Source organism: Pontibacter rugosus (assembly GCF_042678745.1).
Taxonomy (GTDB): domain Bacteria; phylum Bacteroidota; class Bacteroidia; order Cytophagales; family Hymenobacteraceae; genus Pontibacter; species Pontibacter rugosus.
In genome coordinates this window covers 1-18372 of sequence record NZ_JBHTLD010000004.1, presented here as the reverse complement: position 1 = coordinate 18372, position 18372 = coordinate 1, and the positions used below count along the sequence as shown (strand labels likewise).

The 18372-nt window shown below is 46.8% G+C and carries 19 protein-coding genes; 9 read left to right on the top strand and 10 right to left on the bottom strand.

The features are described from left to right. Positions 1–65 precede the first annotated feature (65 nt). Complete coding sequence (locus ACFQ2O_RS00935) at positions 66–1127, bottom strand: lysylphosphatidylglycerol synthase transmembrane domain-containing protein (protein WP_377522165.1); 1062 nt, start codon at positions 1125–1127, stop codon at positions 66–68. A 133-nt stretch (positions 1128–1260) separates the two neighbouring features. Continuing rightward, complete coding sequence (locus ACFQ2O_RS00930) at positions 1261–2031, bottom strand: segregation and condensation protein A (RefSeq protein WP_377522161.1); 771 nt, start codon at positions 2029–2031, stop codon at positions 1261–1263. A 371-nt stretch (positions 2032–2402) separates the two neighbouring features. Between ACFQ2O_RS00930 and dxs the strand changes: the two genes are divergently transcribed. The 3 genes from dxs (at position 2403) to ACFQ2O_RS00915 (ending at position 6849) form a co-directional block, all read left to right on the top strand. Beyond that, positions 2403–4319, top strand: coding sequence for a 1-deoxy-D-xylulose-5-phosphate synthase (gene dxs / locus ACFQ2O_RS00925; protein ID WP_377522160.1), 1917 nt, complete (start codon positions 2403–2405; stop codon positions 4317–4319). A gap of 514 nt (positions 4320–4833) precedes the next feature. Further along, positions 4834–5601: an alpha/beta fold hydrolase gene (locus ACFQ2O_RS00920; RefSeq protein ID WP_377522159.1), complete on the top strand. Its 768-nt coding sequence runs from the start codon at positions 4834–4836 to the stop codon at positions 5599–5601. 66 nt (positions 5602–5667) lie between these two features. After that, positions 5668–6849, top strand: a complete 1182-nt coding sequence (locus ACFQ2O_RS00915) for an MFS transporter (protein WP_377522158.1) — start codon at positions 5668–5670, stop codon at positions 6847–6849. Positions 6850–6923: 74 nt separating this feature from the next. On the opposite strand, the gene ACFQ2O_RS00910 is transcribed toward ACFQ2O_RS00915, so the two are convergent. Beyond that, positions 6924–7331, bottom strand: a complete 408-nt coding sequence (locus ACFQ2O_RS00910; protein ID WP_377522156.1) for a lipocalin family protein — start codon at positions 7329–7331, stop codon at positions 6924–6926. A gap of 193 nt (positions 7332–7524) precedes the next feature. On the opposite strand from ACFQ2O_RS00910, the gene ACFQ2O_RS00905 reads away from it, so the two are divergent. Further along, positions 7525–7905, top strand: coding sequence for a LysM peptidoglycan-binding domain-containing protein (locus ACFQ2O_RS00905; protein WP_377522154.1), 381 nt, complete (start codon positions 7525–7527; stop codon positions 7903–7905). A gap of 74 nt (positions 7906–7979) precedes the next feature. Here the strand turns inward: ACFQ2O_RS00905 and ACFQ2O_RS00900 are convergent, their stop codons facing one another. From ACFQ2O_RS00900 to ACFQ2O_RS00890, 3 genes are all read right to left on the bottom strand, one after another. Beyond that, positions 7980–8630: a hypothetical protein gene (locus tag ACFQ2O_RS00900; RefSeq protein WP_377522151.1), complete on the bottom strand. Its 651-nt coding sequence runs from the start codon at positions 8628–8630 to the stop codon at positions 7980–7982. 6 nt (positions 8631–8636) lie between these two features. Beyond that, entirely contained in the window at positions 8637–9029 is a 393-nt protein-coding gene (locus tag ACFQ2O_RS00895) for a T9SS type A sorting domain-containing protein (protein WP_377522150.1), read from the bottom strand. A gap of 115 nt (positions 9030–9144) precedes the next feature. Then, positions 9145–9564 (bottom strand): nucleoside-diphosphate kinase, encoded by a 420-nt coding sequence (locus ACFQ2O_RS00890; RefSeq protein ID WP_377522149.1) that lies wholly within the window; start codon positions 9562–9564, stop codon positions 9145–9147. Between the two features lie 221 nt (positions 9565–9785). Here ACFQ2O_RS00890 and ACFQ2O_RS00885 point away from each other — a divergent pair, with 221 nt between their 5' ends. Genes ACFQ2O_RS00885 through ACFQ2O_RS00875 form a run of 3 tightly spaced genes read left to right on the top strand, consistent with a single transcriptional unit; the run spans position 9786 to position 12330 of the window. Next, positions 9786–10808 (top strand): DHH family phosphoesterase, encoded by a 1023-nt coding sequence (locus ACFQ2O_RS00885; RefSeq protein ID WP_377522147.1) that lies wholly within the window; start codon positions 9786–9788, stop codon positions 10806–10808. 26 nt (positions 10809–10834) lie between these two features. Continuing rightward, complete coding sequence (locus ACFQ2O_RS00880) at positions 10835–11803, top strand: FKBP-type peptidyl-prolyl cis-trans isomerase (protein ID WP_377522146.1); 969 nt, start codon at positions 10835–10837, stop codon at positions 11801–11803. Positions 11804–11817: 14 nt separating this feature from the next. Then, positions 11818–12330: an FKBP-type peptidyl-prolyl cis-trans isomerase gene (locus tag ACFQ2O_RS00875; protein WP_377522143.1), complete on the top strand. Its 513-nt coding sequence runs from the start codon at positions 11818–11820 to the stop codon at positions 12328–12330. 59 nt (positions 12331–12389) lie between these two features. Here the strand turns inward: ACFQ2O_RS00875 and recO are convergent, their stop codons facing one another. From recO to ACFQ2O_RS00855, 4 genes are all read right to left on the bottom strand, one after another. Beyond that, complete coding sequence (gene recO / locus ACFQ2O_RS00870; protein ID WP_377522139.1) at positions 12390–13100, bottom strand: DNA repair protein RecO; 711 nt, start codon at positions 13098–13100, stop codon at positions 12390–12392. Continuing rightward, positions 13101–15413 carry a type IX secretion system anionic LPS delivery protein PorZ gene (gene porZ / locus ACFQ2O_RS00865; protein WP_377522136.1) on the bottom strand — a complete coding sequence of 771 codons (2313 nt, stop codon included), beginning with the start codon at positions 15411–15413 and terminating at the stop codon, positions 13101–13103. It abuts the gene before it with no gap. A 12-nt stretch (positions 15414–15425) separates the two neighbouring features. Next, on the bottom strand, positions 15426–16022 hold the full coding sequence (locus ACFQ2O_RS00860; RefSeq protein ID WP_377522132.1) for a thymidine kinase: 597 nt from the start codon (positions 16020–16022) through the stop codon (positions 15426–15428). Positions 16023–16143: 121 nt separating this feature from the next. Beyond that, the gene (locus ACFQ2O_RS00855; protein ID WP_377522131.1) at positions 16144–16467 is read right to left on the bottom strand and encodes a 2Fe-2S iron-sulfur cluster-binding protein; all 324 of its coding nucleotides are present in this window, start codon (positions 16465–16467) and stop codon (positions 16144–16146) included. Between the two features lie 33 nt (positions 16468–16500). Between ACFQ2O_RS00855 and ACFQ2O_RS00850 the strand changes: the two genes are divergently transcribed. Both ACFQ2O_RS00850 and ACFQ2O_RS00845 read left to right on the top strand, forming a co-directional pair. Further along, the gene (locus tag ACFQ2O_RS00850) at positions 16501–17607 is read left to right on the top strand and encodes a hypothetical protein (protein WP_377522130.1); all 1107 of its coding nucleotides are present in this window, start codon (positions 16501–16503) and stop codon (positions 17605–17607) included. A 320-nt stretch (positions 17608–17927) separates the two neighbouring features. Next, positions 17928–18314, top strand: coding sequence for a hypothetical protein (locus ACFQ2O_RS00845; protein WP_377522129.1), 387 nt, complete (start codon positions 17928–17930; stop codon positions 18312–18314). The last annotated feature ends 58 nt before the right edge of the window (positions 18315–18372 follow it).

Below are 18372 nucleotides of genomic sequence, written 5' to 3'. Positions count from 1 at the left end.
GCCACCTCAAGCTAATTGAGGTGGCCTCTCTGTTTATACTTTTATACTATCGTGGGCTGAGTACCTTATACATTTACTTCACTCTCCTGCGGCTGCCGTCCAAACACTTTGGCAATCCACTTTGGCAGGAAAACAGAGCCTAGAATCAGGTATGGGTAATACGTAATCAGGCGATAAAGCACGACTACTATACTGGCAAAACCACCCAAGAACAAGCCAAAGAAACTCGGGAAAGCCATCTCTACAATACCGGCACCACCTGGCGTTATGGCAATCAGCATCACAATCCAGAAAATAAGGTTGCGCGACAGGATGAGCAGGTGCTCACTCAGGCTCACGTCCACAAAAGCAGCAATAAGGCAATTCAGCAGGAAGTAACGGGCGCTCCACACAAAAATGGTAGAGATAATCGCTCTTGCCCAGTAGCCGGTGTCCTTGCCCTTTAGCTGCTGCGAAGCCCACATGATCTCATTGCCATGCTGAAACGCGTTGACACGCCACTTGCGAAAAAAGCGGATAGAGGTTACTTTTAGCAACAGCCATTTAAAAGCTCTTGGCTTCACGAACAGGGCATAAATCATGGCAAAGGTATACACGGCAATCAACCCGTAACTAATGTAAAAGGCCGATTGTAGCTTTCCAACATCCGACGGATCCAGGTTGAACGTAGGAAAAACCTGCCCCTGCGTGAGCAGCAGGGCAATAGGAGCCGCTACGATAAAGAACATGTTATCCAGCACTGCCGTCAGCATGACATATGCCAGGGATTTACCCAATGGTATTCCTTCTTTGTTCAGGATGATGGTGGCAATGGTGGTGCCGCCTACTACAGAGGGCGTAATGGCAGAGGCAAACTCCCAGAGCATGATCACATCAATGCTGTTGCGCCAGGTCAGGAATTTATCTGTGAGCGAGCGGATGCGGTACATATAACCAGCATCGCGGATTACCAGCACTACCAGCGCCGCAACAAGCCACCAAACATTTGCCTGTGCTATACCTTTCAGTTCGCTTACTTTATCATCCTTAATAAAAAGCCAGGCAGTGGCTGCCAAACCCAGAAATACGGGTATCAGCACCTTTACCGGGCTAAAGCTTTTAAGTATGGTCTTCTTGTTCTGGTCCATGTAAGGTGGTGATGTTTTACCTGCGGCTCCTGATTAAATTGCTTTTGCTGCTATAGGCAAACGTGTAAAGCTATTAACTATTCGGGAACTGCGGCAAAACAGTTGGCAAATTCTGAATTCGGGTGATAGAATACTACTCTGCCAGCAGTTGCAGCACCTGCGTAGCCTGCCCTTCTGCCTCCAGTATCTCGAAGTCGTTAAAGCCTTCGCCAACTTCTATACTAATCAGGTTAAGCTGTAGCATATCGAGAATAGCCAGAAAGTTAAAGATCATCCCAATTTTATCCGGAAACTCCTCTACCAGTTTCGCAAAAGATAGGCGGCTGCGCTCCTGCACCATTTTCATGATGATATCGCGCTGCTCTTCTATAGTATAAGGGAATTGGATAACCGTATGCTTCGGCTTGTTCTGCTCCTCTTCGTAGCGCGTCATCACTTTCTCGAACACGCGCATTATTTTGTAAAGGCTCAGGTCCTGCAGCTCATACTCAAAGTGGTTGGCGTTGGCTATTTGCTGCAGTTCATCCTGTATGTTGCCGCGGTTTTCCTGGGCCTGGCGCAGGTCTTCCATGTGCGATAAATCGGGGGTAGCACTTTTATACTTCTTGTACTCCAGCAGGTGCTGCACCAGTTCCTCGCGCGGGTCAATCTCGTTTCCCTCTTCATCTTTCTCTACGCGCGGCAACAGCATCTTGGCCTTAATGCGCATCAGGGTAGCTGCGGTAAGTATAAAATCGCTTGCCACCTCGATGTTCATTTGCTCCAGTTGCTTTAGGTAGCCCATAAACTCATTGGTGATCTGAAAGATAGGAATATCATGTATCTCCAGTTCATCACGCTCAATAAAGAAAAGCAACAGGTCAAACGGACCTTCAAACAAGGGTAATCTAATCTCGAAACTCACCTTTTCAACATTTATAGGCGCGTGTGGCTGCGCAGGTAGCAAAAATAATCATTTTCAGCGGATTGGAGCAAAGCTTGCTTCCTCCTCAACCAAAACAGGCGGTGGCATAGTTCACAACTATTTGCAGCGGTGCAGGTATAAAGCAAAACAAATCTGCCGGGGCGGCACCAGCAGCAAAAGTAGTTTTCCCTTAGCAGCCTGATTTTTCGACACTTATACTTTATATATAGTTGATTACAAGCTTTCGCCCTGACCAAGTGGGTGCTTGTGTTTTATTATTTATTAACTTTACGAGTTGGCTCAACAAGTATGGTTTACGCGTTGTAAACTTTCGCCAACATATTTTGTTAGAGGTCTATAAGGACAATTCTATGATTATCAAACCCGGAGAGCTGCTTGCCTCTATTAACTCACCTGCCGACCTACGGAAGCTAAAGCCGGAGCAATTGCTGCAAGTGAGCCAGGAATTGAGGCAGTATATCATTGATGTCGTATCAATCCACGGCGGTCACTTTGGCGCAAGCCTTGGCGTGGTGGAGCTTACCACGGCATTACATTATGTATTTAACACACCTCTGGATCAGTTGGTGTGGGATGTGGGGCACCAGGCATACGGGCATAAAATCCTGACAGGCCGGCGCGATATTTTCCATACCAACCGCAAGCATGGGGGCATCTCCGGCTTCCCGAAAAGAAAAGAAAGTGAATTTGACACCTTTGGCGTAGGCCACTCCAGCACCTCTATCTCGGCGGCACTGGGTATGGCGGTTGCCTCCAAGTATAAAGGCGAAGACCAGCGCCAGCACATTGCCGTAATCGGTGATGGTGCCATGACGGGCGGTATGGCTTTTGAGGCCTTAAACCACGGCGGTGTAGCCAACGCAAACCTGCTGGTGGTGCTCAACGACAACTGCATGAGCATCGACCCGAACGTAGGTGCACTCAAAGAATATTTAACAGACATCACCACCTCCCGCACCTATAACAAGATGCGCGACGAGGCTTGGAAGATATTAGGTAAGATCAGCAAGTTTGGCCCGGATGCCCGTGCCATTGTTTCTAAGATAGAAAGTGGCGTAAAAGCGGCTATCCTCAAACAGAGCAATCTGTTCGAAGGCCTTAACTTTCGCTACTTCGGCCCGATAGACGGCCATGATATCAACCACCTGGTATCGGTAATGGAAGACCTGAAGCATATTCCGGGTCCTAAAATACTGCACGTGCTTACTACCAAAGGCAAAGGTTTTGCCCTTGCTGAAAAAGATCAGACGAAATGGCACGCGCCAGGCTTGTTCGATAAAATTACAGGCGAAATCTACAAAAAACATTACGATACGCCACAAGCACCGAAATACCAGGATGTGTTTGGGCACACGATGGTAGAGCTGGCTGAGCAGAACCCTAAAGTAATGGGCGTAACGCCTGCCATGCCATCCGGCTGCTCGCTTAACATCATGATGAAGGCAATGCCGGATCGTGCTTTTGACGTAGGTATTGCAGAACAACATGCGGTAACTTTCTCTGCCGGTTTGGCTACACAAGGTTTGGTCCCGTTCTGCAACATCTACAGCACCTTCATGCAGCGTGGCTACGATCAGGTGGTGCACGATGTATGCCTGCAGAACCTGAACGTGGTGTTCTGCCTTGATAGAGCAGGCTTTGCCGGTGCCGACGGCCCCACACACCACGGCGCTTACGATATCGCTTACATGCGCTGCATCCCGAACATGGTGGTAGCTGCCCCGATGAACGAGCAGGAGCTGCGCAACATGATGTACACTGCCTCGCAAGATGACATGGGCCCATTCACGATCCGTTACCCGCGCGGCGAAGGTGTGATGCCAAAGTGGCGCACCCCACTGGAGTTGCAGCAGGTAGGCAAAGGCCGTACCGTACAAGAGGGCGAAGAAGTAGCGATACTTACCTTCGGCCACATCGGAAATTATGCCGTGGATGTTTGCCAGAAACTGGCACACGATGGTATTACCCCAGGCCACTACGACATGCGCTATGCCAAACCTCTGGATGCAGAGCTGCTGCACCATATCTTCTCGAAGTATGACAAAGTAGTAACCGTGGAAGATGGCTGTTTGCAAGGTGGTTTCGGTAGTGCTGTGCTGGAGTTTATGGTAGATAACGGCTATACTTCGCAGGTAAAACGCCTTGGCATTCCGGATGCTATTTTTGAACACGGCTCACAGCTGGAACTGCAACATGAAGCAGGTTTCGCCCCTATCGACATCGAGAACACAGTTCGTAAGTTGGTGGGTGTGGCAGTGAAGATTTAGATTTCATACGCTAGATACAAGACATTAGATAAAAGGCCTCACAGGTTTATACTTGTGAGGCCTTTTTGTCTGAATCAGGATTTGCGAGATTAGAGGATGGACAGGATGCGTATGATTTGGAAAACTAATTTATACTTGAGAGCTTATTTACATTTCGTTTTTTCAAGCGAAAGCTGAATGGAAAGGGTTCTGGCAAAGCGGTTTTAGAGTTTCATAGCAGCGCTATGGGGCGAGAAAAGCGTGAAGACAGGTTCCTTTACAGGCTTTTGCAGCGCAAAGCATGAATTTTAAACATGCTCTGATGTAGATGATGCAACCGACAGTAGCAAGATTGAAAAGGCATTGCATAGCTACTCATCATATAATACTCGCCCCATAACCTTTGCTTACAGTAAGAATAGAAGTATAAAGAAAGTATTAACTTGTACTTCTTAATCCTGTTCATCCAATAATCCTGCAAATCCTGATTCAGACAAGAGTCTAACATCTAACGTCTAGTATCTAAAATCTTAATATGACTTACACCGATGCCGGCTCCGGCGATGTACTCGTTTTCCTGCACGGCTTCTGCGAGAGCAAGCAAGTATGGGCGGAGTTTACACAGCCGCTGCAACAGAAGTTCAGAATCATTGCCTTAGACCTGCCGGGCTTTGGCGAGAATACGGAAAATGTCAGCAGTTACACTATGGAAAGTATGGCTGATTATGTGAAGCAGCAGTTGGAGGCGCTGAATGTGCGGCGGTTTATACTTGTAGGTCATTCGATGGGCGGCTATGTAAGTATGGCTTTTGCCGCAAAGTATGGCTACATGCTCAACGGGCTTTGTATGTTTCAATCTACTGCCTTTGCTGATACAGATGAAAAAAAAGACCAGCGCAGCAAGAGCATTGAATATGTAGAGCGCCATGGCCTACCTAATTTCATCAACCCGTTTGTAGAGCCACTGTTTTACCGCGAAAATCGACAGCGGCTAGTACAGGAGATTGAGATGATGAAGGCAATAGGCCGTGCCACGCCACAAGCAAGCGTAACCGGAGCCCTGGCTGCCATGCGCAACCGCCCGGATCGTGCTGAGGTACTGCAGCAGCTAAAGTGCCCGGTGCTGTTTATCTTTGGAAAAGACGATGGAGCCGTGCCACTGGAAAAAGCGCTGGAGCAGTGCCACCTGCCCGCCAACAGCATGGTATACTTTATGGAGAAAACCGGCCACATGGCTATGTTCGAGCGCACTTACGAGACCCGCAAAGCGCTGGAAAAATTTGCTGAAACGATCTATGGCTAGTTAAGGCCTAAAGAACCAGAATCTAATCCTCTTTTTCAGCCCCTATCTTTTGCCTTTTTTTCATCTATGACTCCAACTGCAACACTAGCCCCTGCACCTTCGCGTATCCTTCCTACCATTGTGTTCTCACAATTTGCAGGAACATCGTTGTGGTTTGCGGGCAATGCTGTGCTGCCCGAACTTCAGGCTTCGCTGGGACTACAAGCGGAGGCGTTGGGGCTGCTTACGTCGTCGGTGCAGTTCGGCTTTATACTTGGTACCCTCTGCTTTGCTTTCTTTTCTGTAGCTGACCGGGTCTCGCCTCGGCTACTGTTTCTGTTCTGCTCTCTGTTGGGAGCGCTGGCGAATATGCTGGTGCTGTATGCTGCTGCCAGTATAACCGGCGTGCTGCTCTTACGCGGAGCTACTGGTTTTCTGCTGGCAGGCATTTACCCGGTAGGCATGAAGATAGCGGCCAGTTGGTACAGCGGCAGACTCGGCAAAGCTATTGGCTATCTGGTGGGGGCGCTGGTGCTGGGCACGGCTTTCCCATACCTGCTAAGAGCGTTAGGAACAGCTTTGCCATGGCAGAGCATGTTGCTCGCTGTAAGTACACTTGCTGCCATTGGTGGTGTACTGATGTACCTGCTGGTGCCCGATGGGCCATACTTGACGAAAGGAGCAAAGTTTCAGGTGGGCAATATGCTGCGTGTGTTTAAGGCGAAGGAATTCCGAGCGGCTGCATTTGGCTATTTCGGGCACATGTGGGAAGTATATACTTTCTGGGCTTTTGTGCCTTTTATGCTTGCTTTCGCCTTCCCTAACTGGCCAAAAGACGAACTGGCTCTTCTTAGTTTTCTGGTGATAGCAGTTGGAGCGGTTGGATGCATCTGGGGCGGCTATCTGTCACAGCGCTGGGGAAGCGGCCGTGTGGCTTTTGTACAGTTGCTGCTTTCGGGTTTATGCTGTGTACTAAGCATATGGGTATTCCAGACTCCTTACCTGCTCCTGCCCTTCCTGTTGTTTTGGGGTTTGGTGGTGGCCGGCGATTCGCCCCAATTCTCTGCGCTTACAGCACGTACTGCTCCTCCTGATTTAGTAGGCACAGCGCTTACCGTAGTTACCTCCATTGGCTTTGCCATCACTATTATCAGCATACAGCTAACTGGCTACCTGCTAACCACACTACCTGTGCAATGGGTTTTTGTGCCGATGGCTATTGGCCCTGTGCTGGGCTTACTGTCTGTGCGGCCTCTTTTATCAAAATAACAGCGGCAGCCTACCAAAGTAAACTGCCGCTGTCAATCGAAACCATTTAGCTATACTTAAAATCAGCGATTTGGTTATTTTTTAACATCCAGCTCCAACACCGTTCCATCTGACCCTCTCAGGTTAAGCTCATCATCGCTTAGCTTAAGCACCTCAAAGTTCTGCGTCACGTCCTGGTTCTCGAACTGCAGCGACAGGCGCTTGGCTGCCTGATCAAAAGACCAGGTGCCGGTTTGCAAGGTACTGCCGCCACTCATGGCAAAACGGCCGTCGGCATAAAACTGCATCGTTTGTGCCTGCTCATCCTTCGTCAGGTCCTGCTCATCACCGGCAGCATTTATTTCTTCATCAGCTACCCAGGTCTTGTTATCAGGTCCAGAGATTAAGTTTTCTGATCCCACTTCCTCTCCTCCACCACAGCTTAGCAAGAAAAAGCTCAGAAGCAGCGTATATAATATGTTGGTTGGCTTTATACTTTTCATAGTTCGTTTGTTTCAGTTTAGAATAACCGCCCCACCTTTATAGGCTGGCTGCACGTCCGTTCGTTTACGGCAGCTTTTACATTCCTGTTACTATTGCCAAGTATAACTAACTGCTTCTAAAGGCGTATCTTATACTATGTGGTACAACACGCACACCGCAGTATGAAAACATTTATACTTAATAAAGATTAATATGGGACTGTTTGATTTTTTCAATAAAAAAGGAAAAGAAGGAGCCGGGGCAAAACCTGCCAGTAATGTTCAATCATCTAAAAGTGCAGATACGCCAAAGGGAACGCAGCCCATCAGTAAAGGTGGCGATATGGTAACTAAGTCACCTGGCCATCCGGAGCAAGGTTTCTACAGCGAGAGCGACAAGCAGCAGACTACTACTGCCGGGCCAAACCAGGACATTTATACGGTGCAAAGTGGCGATTCTCTTTCCAAAATTGCGAAGAAGCACTACGGCAATGCCAACGAATGGAACAAAGTTTATGACGCTAACAAAGATAAAATAGGCGATAATCCTGACCTGATCCGACCGGGCCAGCGGCTTGTCATTCCTAGAGACTAATTAGCATGATAACCTATCAAACAGAAACAGCCGGTTCTTTAAAGAACCGGCTGTTTCTGTTTATACTGTATACTTTACCTGAAAAGGTAATTCAGGCCCAGCACCAGCCCTAAATCCCGTTCTTTGAATGCTGACTCTGCGGCAGCCACTCTATTATTTATCGGTAGCTGTAGTTGCGCCATTAGTTCCAGCTTTGGAGCTAATGCCAGTTGTGCCTCCAAAGGCAAGTATAAAGTCAGCTTCCTGTGATAGAAGCTGTCATAGTAGTCGTCAAGTTCTGAACCATTTTGCCCCATCACCTTTTGAATAGCCATTATTGCTGTCAGCTTATACTTTGCAGCGACTCCAGCACCGACTGCCAGGCTGCTGCCGAACCGGTGAAAGTATAGCACACCAGCACCCACTGATAAATTGCCATACCTGGTTTTAGCATCTGCTACTGGGTTCTGCTGTAAATCAGTCATTCGTATGTTGCCACCACTTTGCCTGTCTAAAGCCAGTACGGGCGTTAGCTGCACAAAGCCGTTTGGGGTAACAGGCTTGCGCAGCAGCACACCCAGCTCCAGTTGTAGGCCAAGTCCATAATCTATGTCTGCCGTTGCTGACTGGCTGCTGCTTGTTACTGTATGAAAGGCTCCCAACTTACCTGTCAGGCCAAGGGTAGATTCCTGTGCATTGGCGCTAAAAACGCACAGCAAGGCAAGTATAAATAATAGCTTTTTCATACTTCTTTACCTTGTTTTAATCAAACGGTAGCGACTAACCTTGTCCTGCTGTTGCACCTCGCACAGATAAACACCTTTAGGCATCTCGTTAAAATCCAATTTTACAGATACAGGAGCACGGTCTGTTACCTCAATCTTTTTAGTATACTTTCCTTTTTCATCCGAGAAATAAACGGTGGCAGGCAGCATTTCAGAATTACTAAAATGCACCTCCACATAATTAGTAAAAGGATTTGGTCCCACGGATACCATAGCACCGGCAGTAGCCGTGTTAGTTGAACGCTGAATAGTATAGGAGATGCTTTGGAGACCTGAAACGTTTGGCGCTGGTTCTTCTGGCTGGCAAGCCGCAAGGCAAAAGCAGCAAGCCAGCCCTATCAGGTATAAGTTTGCTTTCATATCGTACTATATTTGCTTGTAAATATACAAATTAAGTTATGCAGCACAACAAAAAAAGCCTGTCAAACAAATGTTCGACAGGCCTCTTAATCAATAAGTACTTTTATATTTCTAATTAGAAACGCTCGTCAGCAGAAAAGTAGAAATCACCTTCAATTTGTGCGTTCTCATCAGAGTCAGAACCGTGTACAGCGTTTGCCTCGATAGACTTAGCGTATACTTTACGGATAGTGCCTTCTTCTGCCTGTGCAGGGTTAGTAGCGCCGATCAGTTTACGGAAATCTTCTACTGCGTTGTCTTTCTCCAGAATCATTGCCACGATTGGGCCAGAAGACATATACTTAACAAGGTCGCTATAGAAAGGACGCTCTTTGTGCACTTCGTAAAACTTGCCGGCACGCTCTTCTGTCAGCTTCGTTTTTTTCATTGCCACAATACGGAAGCCGCCTTCCTCGATCATCTTAGTTATGCCGCCAATATGGTTGTCTGCAACCGCATCAGGCTTAATCATGGTGAATGTAATGTTCCCGGCCATGTTTCTTTTACCTTTATTGTTTATACTTCTTATTTAAGCTTGCAAAAGTAGCGCATTTCGGCCAATATTAGCATACATTTAGGTTATAGTTTAGTTAAATACCACATTTGTATTGTGAATAGCATAACAGCAGCAAAATCGGCCTGTTGTTGCTTTACACGTATTTTATTCAGAAATTTGCGCCTTATATCCTTACTAATCAGAGGATTTATCCACTAAGTATGCATGATATTATCGCTCTAAAAGAGCTTTTAAAAGAGCCTAAACAGGTGATGATCACCACACACCATAAACCAGACGCTGATGCGTTGGGCTCTTCTCTTGGTCTGGCTGGCTATCTAAAAAAGAAAGGCCACCACGTTACTGTCATCACTCCATCTGATTATCCTTCATTCCTCAACTGGATGGAAGGCAATGATGATGTAATGGTCTATTCTCAGAAAAACGATCACCTGGTGCAGCGCATTATTCAGGAGTCTCAGGTTATTTTCTGCCTTGATTTCAATAACCTGTCGCGTATCAATGAGATGGGGGAATATATTCGTGAGGCAAAAGGCGTGAAGGTATTGGTAGACCACCACCTGCAACCTGAAGATTTTGCCGACCTTGATTATGCTAACACCAGCGCGGCAGCCACGGCAGAGATTGTATATGACCTGATCAAGGGAATGGGCGATGGTGACCTGATTGACGCAGGCATTGGCGAAAGCCTTTATGCAGGCATCATGACTGACACAGGCTCTTTTCGCCATCCCAGCACTTCCAAGAATGTACACCTTATTATAGCAGACCTGCTAAACATTGGGGTAAGAACATCAGATATTCACCGCTTTATTTACGACAGCTCTTCTGAACTGCGCCTGCGTTTTCTGGGTTATGCTCTGAAGGATAAACTGGTGGTACTCCGGGAGTTTAACACGGCTTACATCTCTATTACTGCAGACGAGCTGAAGGCTTACGACTCTAAAACTGGTGATACTGAAGGACTTGTAAATTACGCTTTGTCTATTGAAGGCATTGTTTTTGCAGCGCTGATCATCGATCGCAAAGAAGCGGTAAAAATGTCGTTCCGTTCTGTGGGCGATTTTTCGGCCAATGAGTTTGCAAGATCGCACTTTAGCGGCGGGGGCCATAAGAATGCAGCAGGCGGTATATCCACTGATTCGCTAGAGGCTACTGTAGAGAAATTTGAAAGCTTGCTGCCTCTGTACAAAGACAAATTGGCAGCAAGCCATAACAGGTAATCAAAAATTATATCAACCTATATTAAATGCTATCTAAATCTAAATTCTTATTACCGGTATTGGCCGGTGCGTTACTGTTGCAGGGTTGCAACAAAAACAACGACGAATCTTATACCACGGCCGATGGCCTGACCTACAAGATTTTTGAGCAAAACGAGAAAGGCGAGTATGAAAATAAAGGAGAAGTATCTCCATCAGACTCAACAGGCGCTAAAATCGGGCAGGTGGTAACAATGCACATGTCTTACAAAAACGCTGATGACTCCCTGCTGTTCGACTCCCGCACGCAGAGCGGTGGTATGCCGATCATGATTCCGGTAATGGAGCCATCTTTTAAGGGAAGTTTAGAAAGTGCCCTTATGATGCTTTCTCCTGGTGATAGTGGCGTTTTCAAGGTTAATGCTGATTCTTTATTCGCGAAGACTTTTGGCCAGCCGATGCCTCCATTCATCAAGCCTGGTTCTCACCTGACTTTCTTCATCAAAACAGAGAAAGTACAGTCTAAAGAGCAGGCCATGGTAGACCAGCAGAAGATGTTTGAAGAGCAAATGCAGCAGTCGCAGGCACGTGCCGTTGAGCAGCTAAAAGTTGACGACAACAGAATTCTCCAGTACATTAAAGAGAAGAGCTTGCCTAATGCCCAGAAAACAGAGTCTGGTGTATACTATGTAGTAACGGAGCCGGGCAAAGGCCCACAGGCCAGCGCTGGCGACCAGGTAACGGTACACTATACGCTGACACACCTGGATGGCAAGCAGTTGGAATCTTCGCGCGACAACGCAATGAACAACAACGAGCCGTTTAAGTTTGTACTTGGCCAGGGCCAGGTAATTAAAGGATGGGATGATGCCATTCAGCAACTAAAAGAAGGTAGCAAAGCAACTTTGCTTATTCCATCTCCATTAGCTTACGGTGAGCAGGAACGTGGCCCTGATATGCCAGCTAATTCTATCCTGCGCTTCGATATCGAGCTGCTGGATGTTGAGAAACAATAGTAAAACACATACCTATGTTACAAAATAGCATTAACAACAACAGAAGCGGCCTAGTAGGGGCGCTTCTGTTGTTTGTATTAACATTCTCTTTTTCTGCTTGTGAAGATAAGTTGACCATTGATAACCGTAGAGGAGAGAACGATAAACAGATACAGGATTACCTAAGAGCTAACAATATAGATCCTGCTACTTTAGTAAATACCAAATCAGGATTATATTATCAGAAGCTGGAAGAAGGCACAGGCGCTAAAGTATATGCTGGTGATAACGTATCTGTTCACTACAAAGGTACTTTGCTTAATGGAACTGAATTCGACACTAGTTATGATGATAACAAGCCGCTAGAGCTTAAAGTAGGCGTTGGTCAAGTTATTAGAGGTTGGGACGAAGGATTGCAATTGATGAAAGAAGGCGAGAAAGGACGATTGTTTGTTCCTGCCTACTTAGCTTACGAAGGTCAAAATCGCGGCACAATTCCTCCGTATTCAGTATTAGTATTTGAAATGCATATTGTAGATATAAAGTAGCAACTTTCACACTACAAGTAAAACCACCAGAAGAATTCTTCTTCTGGTGGTTTTTTATTTTAAGCCAACACCTCAGAAAGTATAGCCAGCGATTTTATCTCGCCCAGTTTATCTACATGAAGCTGGTAGTAGCGGATAAGGATATCGAGGAGTTCACGCCGTACTTTACCATTTGGTATGGCGGCATAATCTGGCTCCTGCAACAGTTGATTAAAATATACTTCGTGTGCTTGCATAGCCAGTACAGTCGGTGCCGAGGTGGCAGACTGTGCATTAGACGAGAAAGCTACCTGCTCCACCACCTCTGCCCCGGAGCCAGGTCCAAAGCCCAGGTGTATACTTAACTGCAGCAGGAAAACCAGGTGAAAGTTCTCGAAGCCACTTTCCATCTCATCAAACGTAACAACAGCATCAAACAGGAAATTGAATAAGGGCAGGTTTTCTTCTTCTTCCTTTAAACTACGCGCTACAATTTCTGATAAGAAAAGTATAATGCTACTCTTCCTGATGTCGAAAGGTATAGAGGCAAGCGGGTAGGCAGATCTATACTCAGAAATACGTGTCAGCCCGCCTCTGGCCGAAGTGTATACCACCATATCCAGCAAAGTGAACGGCTGAAATAGCGCCACACGCCCTCCCGGCCCTTTTCTGCGAACACTGTTCACGATGTAGGACTGCACACCCAGCGCCTCGGTATAAACTCTGGAGATGATAGAGGTTTCTCTATACTTTATGCTGCTGAGTACGATACCCCTTGTTTTGACTAACATTTACTGAAGTACGGCTATTTTACTGATACAGGTTTGGTCGCCTGCTTCACTTGCACTGAGTACCAGGTATACCCCGGCTTTTACACGTTTACCGTTGTAATCGCGGGCATTCCAGGCAAAGGTGCCGCCAGTTGCTTTGCCTCGGTATACAAGCGTACCAGCCACATCGGTGATGCGCACATCCGCGTTGTTTGGCAAACCGGAAATACCGATCTGGCCTGTATAGTCGGGGCGCACCGGGTTGGGGAAAACAACGGCACAGGCGGGCTCTCCTTCTGTTATAGTAGCGCTCGCACGGAAAGAGGCAACACCCGCATCTGTGGCTACAAACACCTCACCTGACTGGTGCTCCACTGCCACAGAAACAACTTTATTTGAAGGCAAGGGGCTGTTCTGCGACGTATAGTGGGCAATCAGTTCATCTCCATCCGGCCCAAAAAGCCACAAGCCGTTATCTGTGCCCATCCATTTACGATTCGCACCATCAACGGCAATAGCCCTTACTGTTTGCCCATCTAACAAGGGGCGGCCATCTATGATAGGAATGCGGGCATCATATTGATTACTTTCAAACACAAAAGCAGGATTATAAAACACGCCTACACCACTTCCTGTACCTACCCAGATATCGCCGTTAAGGTCTTTAGCCATACTATATACGATAGCATTAGGTAGGTTTCCGTTACCCACACCTGTAATTAACCTGCGGGTTCGGTTCTGCTGCTCGTCAAAAACAAGCAGTCCATAAGCTCTATTGTCTCTGGGGGCCACAGAAAGCCACTTCTGGCTGTAATCATCCAGTACTATTTTTGTAAGAAAGGTAGCATCATTTAAACCCTTCAGGTTATATGATTGCCAGGTACCATCAGGCGCTAGCCTATGAAGTCCTGCTGCGCCTGAGCGGCGGTTTGGGTTAACTACCCAAACATTTCCCTGCACATCTACAGCTACATCAGACACTCTTACATCATCAGGCGCACCTACTATACTAAGCAACGGGCTGTTGGCACTGTTATAAAGCGTTGCTTGTTCCGGCCCCTCCCACCCGATCAAACCAGAGCCATAGCTGGCTAAGTATAACTTGGTAGTCACAGGGTTGAAAACAGCGCTTGTCAGGTCCTGCCCTGTTACAAAGCCTGGTGCAGGATATAGCACACGGTTATAACTCTGCCAATTACCGTTTTCATACACATTAAAGCCACTCCTATTGTTAGCAGGCACCATACTTTCATCGTAGCCTCCGCTAAGCACATATACCCGGCCTCCGTAAGTATAAACCTTAAAACTGTTGCTGCTGTAGGGACTATTAGGAGCGTAGACTGCTACCTGATTACTCGTAAGGCTTAGTTTAACAAGCCCATTCTCATAATCAGCCACCCAAACAACACCACTGGCTGTGGCAGTAGCTTCACGGGGTTGCGTAAGAGTAGGATGGTTTAAGGTATAGGTAAGGCCTTGCTTATCCTGTAACAACACTCCGGTTGCAGTAGCTGCTGACAGGTAAGCATCCGTTGCCGTTAAGCTGTAGATTGATCCACCGGTAGCCATAGGAGTAGCGCGCCAGGCGTTGTTTGTATAAGTATAAATGCTATCAGCAGTATGGGCAAAAAGCTTATTATTGAAAGCTACAATACCTGCCACACCTGCTGGGTTTGGCAAGCCTACGCTAATGTTACTCCAACTCTGGAAATCCTGTAGATTGGCTCCAGCTCCGGGAGCTAACAGTATACCGAAATTGGTGGCTAGATAAATTTCATTCTGAAGCATGGCTACTCCTTTGGCATTTATCACCTCTCCGGAAGGCCCTAAATTACTGTAAGTACTCTGCACCTCCCGCTTCTGCAGGTCCAGCACCACTACACCAAAGCTAGTGGAGATATAGGCCAGTTTATTATGCGTAAAAATGCTGTTGATCTTTTTCTCTCCCGTCACGCTTTTTCGAAAGATGTCTGAGACACTGTAGATCCTATCGTTCACCAGCAGATCAACTTTCGTGTTGGCATAAGCGACAACAAGCGTCTTTGAGGCTTCATCGTAAGCTATGTCGCTAATCTGCTGCTCACTCAGCCCATCTATTTTTGTGATGGTCTCGATAGCGTTAAATGCTGTATCAAAATAAAAGAGGCCTCTGTCTGCTGCAACGTATACTTTGTCGCCGGCTAGCGCCACTGCCTTACCTTGCTGGTAAGGAGCATGTATTTGCCAGCCACCTATTGGCACTTTACTTTGCGCCTGCGCCTGCCAAGCAAAGCCAAGCCACAGCAGCAGCAGGCAATATACTGTGTGCATCTGTTTGGCAAGTATGGCTTTCACGGCTTTTATAGTTTAAATGTGCTTTCGTTTCATGCCCTCTTTAAAGCAATGCCGGCAGCGTGCTTCATAAGAATCTGTTTCGCCGAGCAGCACTTGCTTTTCATCAGCGGCAATGCGGTAAGAGTAATTGGCTATATCGCCACACTGCACGCACACAGCGTGCACCTTCGTTACATATTCTGCCACGGCCATTAGTGCAGGCATTGGCCCAAAAGGCTTGCCCAGGTAATCCATGTCCAAGCCAGCGGCTATCACCCGGACACCACTGTTGGCTAGTTTTGCACAAACCTCCGGCAATCCTTCGTCAAAGAACTGCGCCTCATCTATACCCACTACATCACAACTGCCGCCCAGCAAGAGCATATCCTGGGCAAAGCCTATAGGAGTAGAACGTATAGAGTTGGCATTGTGAGATACTACATCTTCTTCGTGGTAGCGCTTATCTATCGTAGGCTTGAAAATCTCTATCTTCTGCTTCGCTATTTTGGCGCGATTCAGCCTTCTTATCAACTCTTCCGTTTTGCCTGAAAACATGGATCCACAAATCACCTCAATCCACCCTCGTTTGTTTGCAGGGTTCTCGTTGCCTACGCGCGGTTCAATAAACATTGTTTGGTAATATGATATTTAGTAAATGATAAGCTGCCTATACATAAAGTCAATCAAGTATAAGGCGAGTGCAAGTTTTAAGAGAAAAGACCATCTTGCTGGCCTTTTAAGTGCTGTTACCTCAACTACTATAACTAATATGCGGCAGCTTGGTTTGTTCCGGCACAATTCCTGTAACTTCGCCACCAGTTAAGGTACATTGGCACGTTAATCGTTCGTTATCTTTCAGCCGGCCTCGCTCGCGATAGCGTAATTCGGCGGCTGTAAGCGGTGCAAAATTCTGCATGCCCTGTTGTACTATTATGCGGCAGGATGTACAGCGCCCTTTGCCTCCGCAGGCGTGCATCCAATCGGTGCCCTGGGCCTGTAGCGCCTTTAGCAGCGTTTGTCCCTCTGCCACCTTTACCTCAAGGTTAGCAAGGTTTTGCACTCTTAACTTCGGCATATTTTTATAACTTTACAGAAGAAAGCGATACCAATGGAAGACAAATATAATCAATTACACCTAGAGCGTTATAGCAAAGAGCTGGCAAATCTACTTTGCGACCGTCACTTTGCCTCACACGACAGCATTAACGGCCCCCAGCTTATCAGTTTCACCCCTATCAAACAGGTAAACCTTTTTGTGATTAAAGAGCTCCTGCTGAAGTGGCACCACGAGATGGCGAACTTAAGAAGCCCCTACTTTGACTATGAGCATGAGGAGGTAAAAGAGGCCTTGTTAAACTTCATGAATGTACTTTCCAGGAAGATACAGATGACGCGTAATGTCTTTGAACCGCTACTTCAGAAAGCTATTTACGATACCTTCCTGATAGTGCTGGCTCCTGTTACCATTTTTGAAGAGAAGTTTTTGCGCATACAGGAGGAGATCACACTCCTTAAGCTACAGGAAAATCTGCGTTATCTAGATATTGACAAACCGCTTTTTGCCGGCTTTATTGATACCCTATCGCCAAGCAGCCGCGACCGTGAGTATATTATAAGCAGGTTCAGGCTGTATGTAAACGCAAACCAGCACACACGCACGCCACTTAATGGCTTAATTACCCAATTCAACAGCCTACTACCAATAGTAGAAGCTGAGGTAACAGGCCAGGCAGCCGCAGGTGTAAGCGAACCAGCAGCTCTTAAACCTGCTCCACCGGCACCTGTGCAGGAAAAAGACGTTGTGGCCCCGATTCATACTGCACAGCGCGAAGCACCTGTTGCCGTAGCACGCCCTGCCATGTATAAGCAGGAAGAAGATGATGCAGAGGAAGAGGCTCCTAAAAACATGCGGCCTACCCTGAATGATAACTTCCGCAGAAGCGCATCATCTTCGGTGGCAGACAGCCACAGCAACGGCAAAATAGACTCTTTAAAAAACTCCATATCTATCAACCAGCGCTTCAGCTTTATTAACGAGTTATTTGATGGTGATAACCTAACGTATTATCAAACCATCCAGACACTTGATAATTTCCAGGATGCGCAAACAGCTTCGCAGTATGTTACACATACGCTAGCCCCAAAGTATGACTGGAGCAAAAAACAGGAACACCTGAACAAGTTGCTCCGGCTTATCGAACGCAAGTTTGCCTAGGAAATATCACCTATACTATAGCCTAACAGAAAGAGCCGCTGCCAACACAGCGGCTCTTTCTGTTAGCAGCCCCTAACTACCAGCAGGGTGCTATAGGCGGTTGAAACCTATGGCCCCGCTAAAACTTGAACAACGGGATTAAATTGCCTTCGTAGGCATTGCAAATAAGAAACTGATATACTAATTATGTACCCGCTTTACCTATTACGGCTCCGAAGGCCATGCCTAAAGCTTGCTAGCAGAGCCAGAAAATGTAAAGTCAACTAGACACAAACAGCTTTTTAACCCGTATTACATTTTAAAGAAACTGATTATCAGCCATGAAAGACGATTTTGACTACGATGACGACCTTGCCTTCAACTTCGATGACGAGGAAGAGGATGATGACTTCGGTATGACGTTTGAAGAAGACCTATACCTGATGATACGGGAAAAGCTTCGCGACACCATTCAGGAGTATAAAGGGCAGTATCCTGCACTTAAGAAATTGGAGAGTGCTGTTAGCTCATTTAAAATTAACGCCAAAAACACTGACGATACTAAGTTTTATCCTTTAGCGGCTAAGCTTTTAAGTGAGCACATCAAGCCGTTGACCCAGGATTCAGAGGAGATTCAGGAAATCTATGATAACATGCAAGCCGATATCACACGCTTCAAGAACCAGCGTGCGCATGGTTACGAAGGGGAGTTATACCTGACAGCTTAAAAATTTTTATTTAAAACAATATCATCAGCCTGCTACTCTTTGCCTTAAGTATAGCACG

Coding starts and splice junctions, on each gene's coding strand:
- ACFQ2O_RS00935 (WP_377522165.1), bottom strand. CDS start 1,127: ATGGACCAGAACAAGAAGACCATACTTAAAAGCTTTAGCCCGGTAAAG.
- dxs (WP_377522160.1), top strand. CDS start 2,403: ATGATTATCAAACCCGGAGAGCTGCTTGCCTCTATTAACTCACCTGCC.
- ACFQ2O_RS00920 (WP_377522159.1), top strand. CDS start 4,834: ATGACTTACACCGATGCCGGCTCCGGCGATGTACTCGTTTTCCTGCAC.
- ACFQ2O_RS00915 (WP_377522158.1), top strand. CDS start 5,668: ATGACTCCAACTGCAACACTAGCCCCTGCACCTTCGCGTATCCTTCCT.
- ACFQ2O_RS00910 (WP_377522156.1), bottom strand. CDS start 7,331: ATGAAAAGTATAAAGCCAACCAACATATTATATACGCTGCTTCTGAGC.
- ACFQ2O_RS00905 (WP_377522154.1), top strand. CDS start 7,525: ATGGGACTGTTTGATTTTTTCAATAAAAAAGGAAAAGAAGGAGCCGGG.
- ACFQ2O_RS00900 (WP_377522151.1), bottom strand. CDS start 8,630: ATGAAAAAGCTATTATTTATACTTGCCTTGCTGTGCGTTTTTAGCGCC.
- ACFQ2O_RS00895 (WP_377522150.1), bottom strand. CDS start 9,029: ATGAAAGCAAACTTATACCTGATAGGGCTGGCTTGCTGCTTTTGCCTT.
- ACFQ2O_RS00890 (WP_377522149.1), bottom strand. CDS start 9,564: ATGGCCGGGAACATTACATTCACCATGATTAAGCCTGATGCGGTTGCA.
- ACFQ2O_RS00885 (WP_377522147.1), top strand. CDS start 9,786: ATGCATGATATTATCGCTCTAAAAGAGCTTTTAAAAGAGCCTAAACAG.
- ACFQ2O_RS00880 (WP_377522146.1), top strand. CDS start 10,835: ATGCTATCTAAATCTAAATTCTTATTACCGGTATTGGCCGGTGCGTTA.
- ACFQ2O_RS00875 (WP_377522143.1), top strand. CDS start 11,818: ATGTTACAAAATAGCATTAACAACAACAGAAGCGGCCTAGTAGGGGCG.
- recO (WP_377522139.1), bottom strand. CDS start 13,100: ATGTTAGTCAAAACAAGGGGTATCGTACTCAGCAGCATAAAGTATAGA.
- ACFQ2O_RS00860 (WP_377522132.1), bottom strand. CDS start 16,022: ATGTTTATTGAACCGCGCGTAGGCAACGAGAACCCTGCAAACAAACGA.
- ACFQ2O_RS00855 (WP_377522131.1), bottom strand. CDS start 16,467: ATGCCGAAGTTAAGAGTGCAAAACCTTGCTAACCTTGAGGTAAAGGTG.
- ACFQ2O_RS00850 (WP_377522130.1), top strand. CDS start 16,501: ATGGAAGACAAATATAATCAATTACACCTAGAGCGTTATAGCAAAGAG.
- ACFQ2O_RS00845 (WP_377522129.1), top strand. CDS start 17,928: ATGAAAGACGATTTTGACTACGATGACGACCTTGCCTTCAACTTCGAT.